This window comes from Nocardioides sp. Root1257, assembly GCF_001425175.1.
Taxonomy (GTDB): Bacteria; Actinomycetota; Actinomycetes; order Propionibacteriales; family Nocardioidaceae; genus Nocardioides.
Map to the genome: position 1 here is coordinate 102,379 of NZ_LMDV01000011.1, position 14,486 is coordinate 116,864.

Sequence of the window (14,486 nt, forward strand, 5' to 3'; positions counted from 1 at the left end):
CGGGTCAGCCGGAGGCCACGGTCAGCAGGCCGTCGACCCGGATCGCGCCCGTGCGGGTCGTCGTCAGCACGAGCGTCCCGGTGCGGGCCGCGCGTGCCGGCAGCCACAGCACGTGCCGCCCGGGCCCCCGGGTCGCCGGCGTGGTGCCGAGCAGCCGACCGCCCAGGGTGACGCGGAGTCGGTTGCGCGTCGCGCCCCGCACGACGACGGCGACGTGCCCGCTGCGCACCGCCTTCAGGCGGAGCGCGACCCCACGTCGCCCGGTCGAGGTCAGGGTGCGGGAGTCGGCGGCGGCCGCCTTCTGGCGCAGCCAGCCGCGCGCGGTCAGGGCCCGGTCGTCCACGGGGCGGCTGCTGCAGACCGGTGCCGACCACGCCGATACCCGGCCGGCGCTGTCGTGGGCACGTACGCCGAGGCACCACGTGCGGCCGGGTGCGACCCGGGCGGCCAGGGAGCGGGTCGTCGACGGCACCGCGGACCGCACCCGCCAGGCGCCCAGGCGGGTCCGGGTCGTGCCGACGCGGGTGCGGACGTCGTACGACGTGAGCGTCGCGTCGGGCGGCGCCGTGCCGCTCCAGCGTGCCGTCACCCGGCCGGTGGTCGTGACGGGCGCAAGCGCCCGGGTGGTGGCCGTGGGCATCGGGGTGGGCGGCGTGCCGGTGAGCACCCCGGTGTTGATGACCGACTCGTCGATGTTGATGGACACCCCGCCGTACGTGCGGGTGACGCCGAGGCGGAACTGGTTGGCGCGCTCGGCGACGAAGCTCCCGTCGGGAGGTGCGCTGAAGCCGGTGGTCGTCGTCGTGCGGCTGTCGGTGGCGACCCACACGGCGTCCGGCTCGTGGAAGGTCGGGTCGTCCAGGCGGGCCGCGAGGTCCTTCATCACGGTGATCTGGGTGCCGTAGGCGCCGGCACGCAGGCCGGCGTCGTGCAGGCCGGTCGTCCAGCCGTCGAAGAACGCCTGCAGCGGCGCGGAGCAGCCGGACCCGTAGGGCTCCATGTCGTAGAACACCGGGATGCTGGTGCTGATCCCGAGCGCCGCGACCGATCGGGCGGCGTACGCCGCGGCCTGCGCGCCCTGCGTGCGTGCGGTCGCCGGGGTGCCGGAGAGGTGCCAGAAGTCGTGGCCCTGGCAGGCCTCGGGCGCCTGGACCCCGAGGTAGATCGGCAGCACGTGCCACCCCAGCGCGGTCACCTCGGCGACCCAGGAGGCGGTCAGGTTGGACTGCACCTTGTCGTGGCGGTCGTCCGTGCCCGGCTCGACCGGCACGTAGACGCCGACGGTGCGGTACGGCGAGGCCAGCCACGCCTTCATGGTCGCGAGACTGGGCGCCGAGGCCGCGTCGAACATCAGCTGGCTGCCGGCCGGCGCGGGCGGGGTTCCCGTCCCGGAGGTGATCGTGAAGGTCGTGTGCACGACCGTCCCCGAGACGTCGGTCGCGGTGTAGGTGTAGGTGCCGAGGGGGTCGCCCGAGCCCCAGATCCACGACCACGCAAAGGACCCGTCGCTGGCCGCGGTCTTCGTGTGCGGGTAGCTGCCGGTGTACGCCGCGCCGTCGGGCCGGGTCACCGCGATCCGGACCGAGGAGCCGGGGGTGAACCCCGTGCCCGTGCCGAGGAAGCGGGTCTCCTGGCTGCCGCTGGTGGGCGAGACGCCGACCGCGGTCGCGGCGCGCGCCCGCGCACCGGCCGGCAGGGTGGCGTGGACCGGGGCGTCGGCGTACAGCCGCAGCGGCAGGTGCCACGGCTGGGGCGGGTCGACGGGCGGCACGGCCCCGGCCGGGGCGGCCGCTCCCCACGTCATCGTCGTGGTGGTCAGGATCGCCAGCGCCACCGAGGCGATCAGGCGGCGCGGGAGGGTCACCGGTCGAGGGTATGTCGTGCGCGCTCCTCACCTGCGGAGATCTCGGCGTGCAGGTCGACGCAGTATCGGCCGAAGTCGATCTGGATGGTGTGGCGCGGCACGTCGTAGTACTGCTCGAGGTGGGCGGCCTCGTCCGCCCGCATGATCCGCTCCTGCTCCTCGACCGGCGGCAGGGCGTACGAGCCGTCGAGCAGCCGGGCGAGCAGCTTGGACTGCTGCTCGGCGAGGTTGACGATCGTCGGCGACGACTGGGCCAGGCCCAGGTAGAAGAGGTGGTCGACGCCGGGCTTGATCATCCGCTTGAAGAGCGGGTAGCGGTGCTCGTCGTCCGGGTGCAGGTCGGTCTCGGAGTCGTCGAAGAAGGGGAAGCTCATCTCGTAGCCGGTGGCGCAGATGATGACGTCCGCCTCGACGGAGGAGCCGTCGCTGAGGTGCACCGTCGACCCGTCCAGCCGCTCGATGGCCGGCAGCATGTGGATGTCGCCCGAGCCCGCCTTGGTCAGGAAGTCGGCGCTCACCGACGGATGGGCCGCGAGCGGCTCGTGGTCCGGCTCCGGGAGGCCGTAGCTGCTCATCGACCCGACCAGCTCCCGGATCAGCGCCCGCGACGCGACCAGGGCCTGCTCCTTCGGGATGTCCGGCGGCGCCATCACCTTGTCGGCGGGCTGGCCGTTGCGGTACTTCGGCAGCACCCACACGCCCCGCCGTGCTGACACGTAGAGCCTTGAGGCCATCCACGGCGACGACAGCTCGCTCGCGATGTCCATCGCGGAGTTGCCCATGCCGACGACGATGACGCGCTTGCCGCGCAGTTCGACCGGCTCGAACGGCGACACGTACGCGTGGCTGTGCATCAGGACGCCGTCGAAGTGCCCGGGGTCCTCTGTCGCCCACGGGGGGAGCCGCGGCTTCCAGTGGTGGCCGTTGGCGACGACGAGGTCGGTGTAGGACCGGGTCTCGCCGGTGCTCAGGGTGACGTCCCAACCGCCGTCGGCGTTGCGGACGGCACGCTCGACCCCGGTCTCGAACTCGATGGCGTCACGCAGGCCGAACTCCTCGACGTACGCGCGGAAGTAGTCGTGCATCAACCGGTGGCTCGGGAAGTCCGGCCACTCCTCGGGTGCCGGGAAGTCCTCGAACTCCAGCCGGGTCTTCGACGTGTCGATGTGCAGCGACTCGTAGACGGCGGACCGGCCGTTGGGGTTGCGGAAGTACCAGTTGCCACCGACGTCGTCGGACAGCTCGAACTGGTCGTAGTCGATGCCGTGGTCCTGGAGGCGCTTGGCGGTCGTGATCCCCGAGCAGCCCGCGCCGATGATGCAGACCTTCATGCCGTCGCTCCTTCCACGCAGGCGAACGCCGTCGTCACGTAGCCGTCGGTCCGGGGCGAGGACGTGAAGTGGTTCTCCATCCGGTTCATGGCGTAGGCGACCGTCGTGCGGCGGTCCAGGTCGTTGACGACGATCGCGCCGCCGTACCCCGTCCACCAGCAGACCCGGCCCTCCGGCACCGCCGGAGCGGCCGACGGCTGGGGGAGCCCGTAGCCGATGCCCCACCGCAGCGGGACCATCAGCACCAGGTCGGGGCCGTCGGCCTGGACCTCGAAGATCCGGTCGACGATCTCCGGCGAGAGCAGGCGTACGCCGTCGACCTCGCCGCCGTGCGAGACCACGGACTGGGCCCGGGCGATCGAGCGCGCGTTGCCGTGCCCGTTGGCGCCGGCGACCGAGACCCGGCGCCACGGTGCGGTGTTGCAGAAGCCGCCGACGTCGAGGACCGGGTTGACGATCGTGGGCACGAGCAGGTTGCCCTCCGGCAGCAGCGAGAGGTCGAGCCCGCCGGGAGGCGGCGGGAGCAGGTCGGCGCACCGGTCCAGGGCGGTCTCGGGCACGCCGAGGTGGAAGTCGGCGCCCAACGGCTCCGCGACGAGGGTCCGGAACTGGTCGGCCAGCGGCGTGCCGGTGGCACCGCGGACCAGGCCGTCGAGCAGGTGGCCGTAGCTGACCATGTGGTAGCCGGACTCCGTCCCCGGCGGCCACCAGGGCTCCTGCTCGGCGAGCAGTCGCTCGGCGTGCTCGAGGTCGAGCAGGCCGTCCACGGAGAGGGGCTCGGTCCACCCGGCCTGGCCCGACGTGTGGGCCAGCAGGTGCCGGACCAGCACGTCGCCGTTGCGGAACTCCGGCCAGTACGACGCGACCGGCGCGTCCAGGTCGAGCTCGCCGCGGTCCGCCAGCACCAGCACGGTGAGCGCGGCCATCGTCTTGGTCACCGACCAGACCTGGACGATCGTGTCCTCGCGCCACGGCTCACCCGGGCGGGCCTCGCCGCCCCACAGGTCGGCGACGAGCTCGCCGTCGTGGACGACGGCGACCGACGCCCCGGACTCGACGCCCCCGGCCAGGTTGGCCGCGAGCAGGTCGCGGAGCGGTTCGAACGATGGGTGGCAGGTGCCCTCGACAGTCACCCGCCCACCATAGGAACAGGTTCTAGTTCTTGGGAAGCCGCCGCGGCCCGATCCCGCGAGGGCAGCGATCAGCGACGCGTCTCGAAACCCGGTGACTCGAGAGTCGGGCTGGTGCGCGCGCTAGAACGCGGACGGTTCGTGTCGCAGGCTCGGGCCCGCACCCGGGGGGTCAGCTGACGAAGTAGACGATCAGGGCGATCAGCAGCAGCAGCGTCGTCCCGCCGACGGCCCAGATCCACCACGGGACCGGCGTCGTGGGCTCCGGAGCGGGTGCGGGCGGCGGGGGCGGGGCCGCCACGACGGGCGCCGGCGCGGGCGGGTTCATCAGCCCGCCGCAGCGCGAGCACAGCTCGGCGGTCAGCAGGTTGCCTTCGGCGCAGTGCGGGCAGGGGACCGAGCCCACGAGCGCCCGCCCGGAGGTGCCCGGCAGTCGGCGCAGCGACTCCTGCGAGGTGGTGCCGCTGTCGAGCACGATCTTCGACGGCGTCCAGAAGAGCGGGTAGTCGCACTGCACGCAGAAGTCGTCGGCCTCGCGGCGGGTCAGGGCGACCATCGCGACCGTGCCGCACTCGGGGCAGGTGACCTGCTCCTCCGGCGCGCCCGTCGCGGTGGGTACGGCGAGGGGCGGCGCCAGCGAGGTCGTGGCCTGGTCGTCGCCGGGGACCGGCATGGACGCGGTCGCGTCCTGGGCCGATCCCGGGGTCGATCCCTGGGGTCCCTCGCCCGAGGACATGTGCTTCCCGGTCAGCGTCTCGCTCACCCCGGCCACTCCTCATCTGAAGTCCAGACCCGGTCGGGCCCGACGTACAGCTCGGCGCGGACGTGCGCCGGCACCTCGTCCCGGACCACGTCGATGAAGTCGGTGAGCTCCAGGAGCCCCGTCGACCGCACCCGCATCACCACCCACGCGGTGTCCTGAGGTGCGTCGCCGGCACGCCAGATGCCGCCGCCTTCTTCGACGTCGGCCGGCCCCTCGCTGATCAGCTCCAGGTAGGACCTGAGTCCGCGAGCGGTGCCCCGCCACGTCAACGTCTTCGCTGCACCCGCAACGATACGGCGTTGGAGGCTCTCCGGCTGGGAATCGTCGATCGTCTCGACACCGATCCAGGACGCGAGGTAGGGCAGCAGCGGGCTGGGCGCGACCGTCGTCGAGGCGACGTGCTCGATGTTGTCGGCGTCCTCAAGGAGCGTGGTGCCCAGGTGCTGGAAGATCGAGACGAAGCGCACGAAGAAGTCGTGGTCGAGCATCGAGACCGGCAGCTGGTCGAGCATCCACGTCGGTGACCGCTGGGGCCGGGTCTGACCACCCGGCACCACCGTCGCGCTGATCCGCTCGATCGTCACCGCACCACGACCTGGTGACCGGCGGAGAGGAAGAGCGACTGCTTGTCGAGCCGGATGACGTCCTTGCCGCCGCCGAGCCGGCGACCGGTGCGCAGGTCGTACTCGAACAGCAGCACCTCCTCGACGCGCTCGACGCCATCCACGCTCTCGAGGAGCTGGGTGATGACGGCCAGGTTGACATCGGCGTCGAAGGGCCAGCCGGTGCCGTCACCGCCGCCCACGAGCGGGTTGAGGAACCGCGACAGCCCGTCCATGGCGCGCTGGCGGACCAGGGCGGCGGGCCGTCCCGGGGCGCCGTGGACGAGGGCGACCACGGAGACGCCCTGGTAGTACGGCGTGCTCACCTCGACCGACGTCCCGACCAGGCGGTGCTCGTCGAGCGCCTCCGAGATCGTCGACATCAGCGGCGCCGAGATCGCGAAGTCGTCCAGCTTGTGGCCGGTCGGCTCGCTGCGGACGTGCGGCACGACGAGCAGCTGCACGGCACCGTTGCCGCGGCCCGCCGGACGGCAGCGCGCCCGGGCGACCTCGATCGACGACTCGATGGTGAGCCGCTCGAAGTCGCGCGCCGTCACCGCCCGGTTGCCGGTGCGCAGGGTGAGCGGGCCGCGGATCTTCGCCTCGGCGACGGACTCCGCGTCGACGCCGCCCGAGGCGGGGCCGAGGTTGATGGTGCCGTTGACGAACGGCACCGCCGTACGCATCACCGTCAGGGTGCGCGCGCCGACGTTGCCGCGCGATCCGCCGCCGTGCCGGTAGCCCGACACCTCGATGAAGGCGCCGTCGCGCGGGATCGCGCCGTGCTGGCGGATCGAGCCGTCGGGGTAGCGGATCCGGGGACCGAAGTGCACGATGCCGGTGCCGCTGTCCCAGACGAAGTGCTGGTCGGTCGGGCCGGACGCGGAGAAGTCCTCGACCTCCTCCCACGCGTCGACGCGGTCGCCGTCGAGGATCCGCAGGGTCTCGTCGTCGCGGCGCGGCAGCACCGGGAACCGGTCCACCTGGAAGGTCTGCCCGGGGGCGCCGTTGCTGCGGCCCAGCACCTCGGCGGGCATGTTCTCGGCGTGCTCCGCGCCGACGGTGCCGCCGAGCGCGGACACCTTGATGCCGCGCACCCGGGGCGAGTTGCGGTAGATCGGCTGACCGGCGCGCGGCGCCAGGAGGCGCGCACGGAGCCAGTACGCCGACTCGTTGGCCACGGTCAGCGGCTGGTGCTCCACCGGGACCATCAGCACCACCTCGCCCGGCCGGTTGAGCCCGCCGGTGGTGTCCTCGTAGATCCGCGTGGGCAGCCAGCCCTCGCCGTTCCAGACCTCCCAGATGAGCGGAGGGTTGCGCGGGTCGACGCCGATGCCCTCGGCACGCGCCTCGACCTCGAGGCGCAGCACCATGCCGGCGAGGCTCTCGCGGAAGCCGAGGTAGAAGGCGTCCCCGGGCGTGATCGTGTCGGCCGGGAAGCAGCTGGCGCCGTCGGTGCCGAACCGCAGGTCCTCCCAGACGTCGAGGACCTGCTCGTTGTCGGCCGCGGCCGACTTGGCGGCCATCAGCTCGGGCGGCGCGATGACGAGGTCGTCGACGGTGCTGAAGACGACGCCCTCACCCTCGGCGGCGCTGAGCTGCGTCATCACCTGGGTGTTGGCCGGCACCACGACCGGCTGCTCCAGCACGGCGGAGAGCCAGAAGGTGAGGTCCGTGCGGGCGACCGACGGCGGGAAGGGCTCGATGCCGACCATGTTGAGGAAGTGGACGTAGAGCCGGTCCGGCACCTGGTTGACCCGGTAGAGGACCATCTCGCTCATCCAGGCGAAGAGCTCGATGAGCGCGACGCCGGGGTCGGAGACATTGTGGTTGGTCCACTCCGGGCAGTAGCGCGGGATCAGGCGCTTCGCCTCGTCGACGATGTCCTGGAAGGTCCGGTCGTCGAGAGCGGGGGTGGGCAGCGGCATCTGGCGTCCTACTCGGCGTCGTGAGGAATGACGTAGAAGGGGTACACGAGGTTACGGCGGTCGTTGCTGGCGCGCACCCGATACGTGATCTGGATGCGTACCAACGCGTGGTTGTCGGGGTCCGGCTCGGGCTTCACGTCCTCGACCACGATCCGCGGCTCCCACTGCGCGAGGGCGTCGCGGACCGCCTCGGCGATCAGGCCGAGCAGGTTGCCGGTCACCGGCTCGAAGAGCAGGTCCCAGATGCGGCAGCCGAACTGAGGCCGCATCAGGCGCTCGCCCGGAGCCGTCATCAGCACGATCTCGATCGACCGGTCCAGGTCGGGCACGCCGGCGGAGAGGCCGATCGCGCCGGTGTGGTCGACCGCCAGCGGCCAGGTGAACCCGCGACCGATGAACGACGAGTCGGGCTGCCCGGGCTCGTCGTACCGGCTCACTGACTTCTCGGTCATCAGTTGATCGCCACCGTCGCGCCCTTGACCGTCAGCGGTCCGGTGGCCTCGACCGACCCCAGGGCCCCGGCCTTGAGGTTGAGGTTGGCGGTCGACTCGGCCTTGACGTTGACGCCCTTGATCGCGACGTCACCGGCGGCGGCCTCGATCTTCACCGCCCCCTGCGTTGCCTTGATGGTCACGTTCTTCCCCTGGATGGTCACGTCGCCGCTGTCGGTGAGGGTGATGGTCGCGTCGCCGTTGGTGATCTTGATCGGCTTGTTCGCGGTCTTCATCTCGATGGTGTCCTCGCCGACCCGGAGCAGGTGGCCGTTCGAGGTCTTGAGCAGGATGTGCTTCTTGTCGTCCGAGGTGCCGTCGGCGAGCTCGATGAGGTGTCCGACGCGGGAGTTGATCCGGCGGTAGTTCACGGCGCCGGACTCGACGTTGTCGCTGGTCGGCAGGCCGTTCTTGTCGCTGAAGAGGCCGCCGAGGACGACCGGGCGGCGGGTGTCGCCCTGCTCGAAGCCGACCAGCACCTCGTCCTTCACCTCGGGCTGGAAGACGACGCCGCGCTTGGGGCCGCCGCCGAGCGTGACGACCCGGGCCCACTCCGACTCGATGTCGCCGCTGATGGTCGGGAACTTCACCTTCACCCGGCCCAGCTTGCCCTCGCTGTCGTCGATGTTGGTGACGACGCCGACCAGGAGGCCGTCGATCGTCGACCCGGCGGTGTCCGGTGCGCCGGAGAGCAGGTCGACGAGCCCCTCGGGGCGCAGCGGCCCGGCCGTGAAGTGGGTCAGGAAGCCGTCCCTGCCGTCGAACACGTGCTGCACGCGGGTGACCAGGAACTTGCCCGACGACGGGCCGGCGTTGGCCACCTCGACCTTCGTGAACGGCCGGATGGAGCTGTTGACGTAGCACGTGCCACGAGTCGTCACGGCCGCCGCCGTCGACTCCGCGAGGATCGTCTCGCTGACCAGCTTCGCCTCGTCGGCGGTCAGCGGCGAGGCGCCGGACACCTTGAGCCCGGCCCCGGACGCCGCCGCACGACCCGGGTACTTCGCGACCAGGTCGGCCTCGGCGCTGGCGGTGTCGGAGGCGACGTTGGCGACCGCGGCCTGCTGGGCCTCGTCCCAGCCCGTGACCGTTACCTTCCCGGGGTGCAGGCCGGAGGCGCGGGTCGACAGCCGCATCAGGTCCTCACCCAGGGTGACCTTGGCGGCGGCGCTGCCGGGGGCGGCCGAGATCTTCTTGACGTTGAGCTTGCCGAAGTCGACCCACCAGACCATGCCGCAGCGCGCGACGATCCAGTTCAGGTAGTTGAGGTTGGAGCCGGTCTGCAGCAGGTAGGGGTGGGTGGCGGTCGTGGCGTCGATCGAGCTCGTCAGGCCGGTTCCGGAGACCATCTTGGTGATGACGTCGGAATAGCTGGAGTTCAGGAACGCGGTGTTCTGGGTGTTCTCGCCGAGCTTGTAGGAGGCGTCGTCGACCGTGACGGTCAGCATGGTCATGCCGCGCAGACCGTCGTAGTCGAGGCTGACCCCGGTCACGAGCCCCTTGAAGAGGTCCTTGTCGCTGCCGCTCTCGATGGTTCCGAGGACCACCTCGGTCCCGAGCCCGAACTTCGACGAGAGGCTCGCGTCGTGGGCGGACTGGACGAAGCGCAGCGTCGACCGGCCGACCAGGTTGAGGCCGAGGTCGATGTCCATGTGCGTCAGCGCGCCGTACTGCGCCGCGGTGAGCGCCGTACCCCCGGCCTTGATCGAGGGGCTGATCAGCGCCATGGCCTGTGCCGTCACGTCAGGACCCTTCCAGGCGCGGCACGGTCAGCATCGTCCCCGGGCGCACCGCCAGCGGGTCCTCGAGGCCGTTCGCGGACGCGAGCAGGCGCCACCGGGTCGAGTCGCCGTAGTAGCGGGCACTGATCCGGTCGAGCGTCTCGCCCGGCTGCACGCGGTGCACGCGGTGCGGCTTCGGGGTGCCGGAGGTGGGGTTCTGGGCACCGAACGCCTGCGACTTCTCGTACTGCCGCAGCTCCAGCTCCATGTTGGCGCGCAGCGGCACGCCGGCCGAGGAGAAGTAGGTGAAGCTCAGCCGCAGCCCCTCGATCACGGCCTTGAACGAGTGCAGGTCGCCCCAGTGGAACGTGACGGTCGGTGGCCGCACGTTGCTGGTCGCCTCGTCGGCGCCCGGCAGCGACGGGTCGACGTCCATCAGGTCGACGATCTTCCCGGTGTGCGCGGTGACCGCGGTGCCGTCCTTGGTGGTGTCGAAGACGAGGTCGACCTTGAGCCAGCCGGAGGTGGCGCCGGCGTACCGCAGCGTCGGGACGCCCTGGCCGGGCATCGGGTTGGACACCCAGTTGTTGCGGCGGCCGACGGTGACGGTCTCGGGGTTGTAAAGGCAGGGGACCTTGTCGTTGGAGCCCTCGATCTCGAGGAACGCCTTCTCGAGCTCGGCCATCAGAAGCCACCTCGACCCTGGCGGCGCCCGCGTCGCTCGAGCTCCTCGAGCACGCGGCGCTCGAGACGCTCGACGACCTGGTCGACGATGCTCTCCGAGATCTCGCCGACGGAGTCGGAGGACATGTCGGCGCTCGAGCCGGACGAGCCGTAGTGACGACGGATGACCGGCTGCGCGGACGATCCGGGCTGGGCGGGCGCAGACATGGAGGAGCCTCCTGGTGGGGAGTAGCGGCGGACGAGCGGTGCGTCCGGTGTCGCGAAGAGGTGGGCGGTCGAGTCGACCAGCGAGCTGCCGGACCCGGCGGTCGTGCTGCGGCGTACGGGCGGCTCGCCGTGGGGTGCGGGGACCGGCAGGTTGCCGGTGCGGGCGACCTCGGGCACCGGGGGCGGCGCGGGCTGGGCGGGCGCCAGGCTGATCCGGGGCGGGGCGACCGTCATCCGGCGTGCGTCGGCGGCGGGACGGCGTCCGGCGGGGGCCGAGGCCGAGCCGGGCCCGGCCGGGAACGCAGCGGGCGGGTGCGCGGCGGGCTGACCGGAGCGCGCCACGGGGGCGTCCGACCAGGGCTGCCAGGTGCGTCGGACGGGAGTGGCCGGCGCTCCGGGAGCTGTCGCGGTGGAGGCGGCCGCGAGGCCGCCCGCGAACGCGGCGGCGAACCGGCCGCCGGGGGTTCCGGCGCGAGCGGTCGCAGCTGGTGTGGCCGCGGCCGAGCCTGAGCCGGACGCAGCCGCCCCGACGGTGACGGGGGAGCCGGGGGTGCCGGGTGAGCCGGTGGACCGGGTGGCGGGTGCTCCGTGCGGCGTGACCGCTCGTCGCCAGAGCCGGGACTCGCCCTCGACGGCGGCGGCCGGTGCGGCGACCGGGCTGCCCGCCGGACGGATCGTCTGCGGGCTGCCGAACCCGGTGGCGAGGGTGCGGGTGGCGTCGGTCCCGTGCGCGGTGGCCCGCCGGATCGTCATCAGCTCCGGCATCCCGAGCCGGGCGCCGGCGATGCCGGGCGTCGCGACGTGGGAGCCGATCCGGCTGACGGGGTAGGTCGAGCGGTGCACCTCGGCCGCGGCGGGCGTCGGTGCCGATGCCGATGCCGCCGCTGCCCCTGCGGGGCTGGTGGTCGAGCGTGCCGCCGGTGCGCTCGTCTCGGGCGTGCTGGTGGCCGCGGGCGCGTCGGTGGCCGCGCTGCCGGTCGCGGAGAGCCGACGGATCGGCTGCGCCGCGGGGGGTGTCGCCCCGGTCGAGGGCGTCGCCCGCGGGGTGCTCGTCATCGGGGTGCTCGTCGTAGGGGTGTTCGCGCCGGCGGGGTCGTTCGCGAGGCGTACGACGGGCGCCGGCACCGACGTACGGACGTCCGTCGCGGGCCGGACCTCGGTCGCGCGGCGCCACAGGCGCGGCAACCGACGCAGGGTCGGCGCGGGCTCGGCCGCCGGGTCCGTCGTGGTGCCCGTCGCTGGGTTGGTGCCGGGCGCCCGTGGGTGGGCGACCGAGCCACTCGAGGCGACGGGAGAGGTTGGCTGCGCACCGTCAGCTGCGGCAGGTGCGGCCGGGTCGGACGCGGTGACCGGGGCGGTCCCGACCCCGGACGGCAGCCGGCGCACGACCGGCTCGGTGCCCCGGGCCGCCGGAGCAGCGGGTGACGACGGCGCAGCGGGCGGGACGGTGCCGGGGGAGGTGGTCGTCGGCGAGGTGGCAGCGGGTGAGGTGGTGCGGGAGGCGACTGGCACGGAGGCAGAGGCGGAAGCAGTCGCGAGAGCGGCGACCGGAGCGGAGGCGACGCTCGCGCGAGCGGCGCCGAGGGTGCCGGCCTGCCCGCGGGCGTCGGCCGCCTGGCGCATCACCAGGCTGCCGGCCGACCAGGCGTGCCGGCGCACGGTCGCGGGGGCGTCGACGCCGCCCGCGATCAGGCCGGGTCCGGCCGCGGCCACCGTCTCCGGACCGCGCACCCCCGACTCGAGACTGGCCGTCGACCCGGTCGGACGCGCCCGCTCGGGCACCGCCAGCCGGGAGACGACGCTCGCCAGTCCCACGGGCGCCGAGGCGGCGGCGGGTGCGGACGCCGAGCCCGGTGCCGCGGTCGTCGTGGTGGCGGTCGCCGTCGCCGAGGTGCCGGCCGGGGCGGCGCCGGGAGCCGCCGGGCCGTGCCCGATCGGGGTCCGTCGGACCAGACCGTCGAACCGCGACTGCTGCGACCGCAGCTGCCAGGACGGCCGGGCGACCCGACGCAGGGTCGGCGCGGCCGGCGGTGCGCCAGCAACCGAATCAGGCACGGACGTCGCAGGAACGGTTGCGGTGCCACCGCTACCCGGCGCGGACGGGCTGCTCGAGGAGCTGCTCAACGGGGCCGGCGGTGCGCTGGCAACCGAACCGGATCCGGAGACCGCAGGAACGGTTGCTGAGCCACCGCTGCCCGGCGCGGACTGGCTGCTCCAGGAGCTGTTCGACGGGGCCGGCGGTGCGCTGGCAACCGAACCGGATCCGGAGACCGCAGGAACGGTTGCTGGGCCACCGCCGCCCGGCGTCGACGCCGTCGCGGAGGGGCTGGGGGGTGCTGTCGGGGGCTCCGATGCGGAGGGGGTCGGCGGCGTGGCCGTGGCGCTCTGGCGCGGCGTACGCGTGGTCGCGCGTCGGGCGACCGCCGGCTGCGCCTGCCTCGCCTGCTGGGCGGCCGCCTGCTGGGTCGCGGCGGCCTGCTGCGCGCCCCGGGCCGCGAGCCCGGCGTTGAGCTTGGTCCGGTCGTTCTGGGTGAGCATCGGGCCGACGGCGGTGACCTCGTCGAGACGGCGGATCCGGGCGACCTCGCCGCGCAGCCCGCCGAGGATGCCGCCGGGGGTCCAGCTGGACTCGTCGGGCACCTCGCGGGCCGCACGGGGCAGACCGCGCTCGGGCAGGCGACGGATGGCGACCGGTCGGGCCGGGGCGAGCCACGCAGGCGTCGTCGCGTCCGGGGAGCCGAGCGTCGCAGGGACGGCGGAGTCGGCCGTCGCCGCGTCGGTCGTACGGCGCCGCACGGGTGCCGCCTCGGCGGTCGGGGCGGGCGCCTCGGTCGCGGGCTCGGTGTGCACGGGGGTCCACCACCGTGGCGGGGCCGAGCTACCGGCGAGGCCTCCGGGACCCGGCCCGATCAGCGCACGGCGCACGTCGATCGGTCGTGACGTCGCCGCCGCGAAACGCGACACGGACGACGCGAGGCTGCCGATCCGGCTCGGCAGCGGCTGGCCGAGGGGCGGACCGGGCAGCCGCATCCGGCGTACGACGTCTCGTCCCAGCCGCAGGTCGGGTGCGGCGAGGGTCTCCGCGGACGCAGGGGACGTGGTCGTCATGACGCCTGCGTGACCGCCCGGAAGCCGTGGTGGGCGACCTCGAGCTCCTCCTCGAGCGGGTCGCGGCTCTCGACCGAGAAGTCGGGCCCCTTCCACCGCACCGGGAAGACGTCGATGAACTCCCAGGATCGGAGCCGCTCGCCGACGGGGTCGATCACGGTGACGGCACCGGTCGACCGGGTGAGCTTGTTGTCGCTGCTCGCGAAGCCCTCACCCGAGGTCTTGTTGAACCAGTCGAAGAGCGCGTTGCCGTTGGTGACGCCGCGGCGGAAGACCAGGTTGGGCCAGGTCATCCGGCCGGGCAGCTGGTGGACGAAGCCGTTCTGGCCGCCCTCGCGGACCTCGTCGACCTGCACCGAGACGTTGAGGCCGGTGACCTCCTTGAAGACGCCGAGCTCGACGCCGTCCAGCTCGAAGAGGAACCGGTTGGCGATGGGCAGGTCGCCCCCGAGGGGCGTAGTGATGTCACTGCTGCCCATATTCACGCACCGCCTGCCAGGCTCGATCGTTCAGCGAGACCACCGCCCGCACCATGCGCACCCGGTCCATGTGCTCGAGGTCGAGCAGCTCGTCGAGGCGCCAGTGCAGGTGGTACGCGAGAAACGCTATCTCCTGCCACAGGGCTTCCGTGGGGTAACGCATCATTGCGTCGTCACC

General features: G+C 73.0%; 12 protein-coding genes. All 12 read right to left on the minus strand.

Translation table 11 applies throughout. The annotated features are described in order from the left end of the window. Positions 1–4: 4 nt before the first annotated feature. Positions 5–1,864, minus strand: coding sequence for a DUF1906 domain-containing protein (locus ASC77_RS20960; protein WP_056157418.1), 1,860 nt, complete (start codon positions 1,862–1,864; stop codon positions 5–7). Next, on the minus strand, positions 1,861–3,195 hold the full coding sequence (locus tag ASC77_RS20965) for a flavin-containing monooxygenase (RefSeq protein ID WP_056157421.1): 1,335 nt from the start codon (positions 3,193–3,195) through the stop codon (positions 1,861–1,863). Before ASC77_RS20965 ends, ASC77_RS20960 begins: the two co-directional genes overlap by 4 nt. After that, complete coding sequence (locus ASC77_RS20970; RefSeq protein WP_056157424.1) at positions 3,192–4,328, minus strand: serine hydrolase domain-containing protein; 1,137 nt, start codon at positions 4,326–4,328, stop codon at positions 3,192–3,194. The genes ASC77_RS20965 and ASC77_RS20970 overlap by 4 nt, the downstream gene beginning before the upstream one ends. Before the next feature lie 169 nt (positions 4,329–4,497). Beyond that, positions 4,498–5,088 (minus strand): hypothetical protein, encoded by a 591-nt coding sequence (locus ASC77_RS20975; RefSeq protein WP_156391219.1) that lies wholly within the window; start codon positions 5,086–5,088, stop codon positions 4,498–4,500. Beyond that, positions 5,085–5,672 (minus strand): phage tail protein, encoded by a 588-nt coding sequence (locus ASC77_RS20980; protein WP_235547867.1) that lies wholly within the window; start codon positions 5,670–5,672, stop codon positions 5,085–5,087. Before ASC77_RS20980 ends, ASC77_RS20975 begins: the two co-directional genes overlap by 4 nt. Continuing rightward, positions 5,669–7,618 carry a putative baseplate assembly protein gene (locus ASC77_RS20985; protein ID WP_056157430.1) on the minus strand — a complete coding sequence of 650 codons (1,950 nt, stop codon included), beginning with the start codon at positions 7,616–7,618 and terminating at the stop codon, positions 5,669–5,671. Before ASC77_RS20985 ends, ASC77_RS20980 begins: the two co-directional genes overlap by 4 nt. Positions 7,619–7,626: 8 nt before the next feature. Beyond that, positions 7,627–8,070: a GPW/gp25 family protein gene (locus ASC77_RS20990; RefSeq protein ID WP_056157433.1), complete on the minus strand. Its 444-nt coding sequence runs from the start codon at positions 8,068–8,070 to the stop codon at positions 7,627–7,629. Beyond that, positions 8,070–9,851: a phage baseplate assembly protein V gene (locus tag ASC77_RS20995; RefSeq protein ID WP_056157435.1), complete on the minus strand. Its 1,782-nt coding sequence runs from the start codon at positions 9,849–9,851 to the stop codon at positions 8,070–8,072. Before ASC77_RS20995 ends, ASC77_RS20990 begins: the two co-directional genes overlap by 1 nt. Position 9,852: 1 nt before the next feature. Beyond that, positions 9,853–10,515, minus strand: coding sequence for a LysM peptidoglycan-binding domain-containing protein (locus tag ASC77_RS21000; protein WP_056157438.1), 663 nt, complete (start codon positions 10,513–10,515; stop codon positions 9,853–9,855). Continuing rightward, positions 10,515–13,829 carry a hypothetical protein gene (locus ASC77_RS21005; RefSeq protein WP_056157441.1) on the minus strand — a complete coding sequence of 1,105 codons (3,315 nt, stop codon included), beginning with the start codon at positions 13,827–13,829 and terminating at the stop codon, positions 10,515–10,517. Before ASC77_RS21005 ends, ASC77_RS21000 begins: the two co-directional genes overlap by 1 nt. Then, the gene (locus ASC77_RS21010; RefSeq protein WP_056157443.1) at positions 13,826–14,308 is read right to left on the minus strand and encodes a phage tail protein; all 483 of its coding nucleotides are present in this window, start codon (positions 14,306–14,308) and stop codon (positions 13,826–13,828) included. Before ASC77_RS21010 ends, ASC77_RS21005 begins: the two co-directional genes overlap by 4 nt. Continuing rightward, positions 14,295–14,474, minus strand: a complete 180-nt coding sequence (locus ASC77_RS21015) for a DUF6760 family protein (protein ID WP_028644986.1) — start codon at positions 14,472–14,474, stop codon at positions 14,295–14,297. The genes ASC77_RS21010 and ASC77_RS21015 overlap by 14 nt, the downstream gene beginning before the upstream one ends. Between the last annotated feature and the right edge of the window lie 12 nt (positions 14,475–14,486).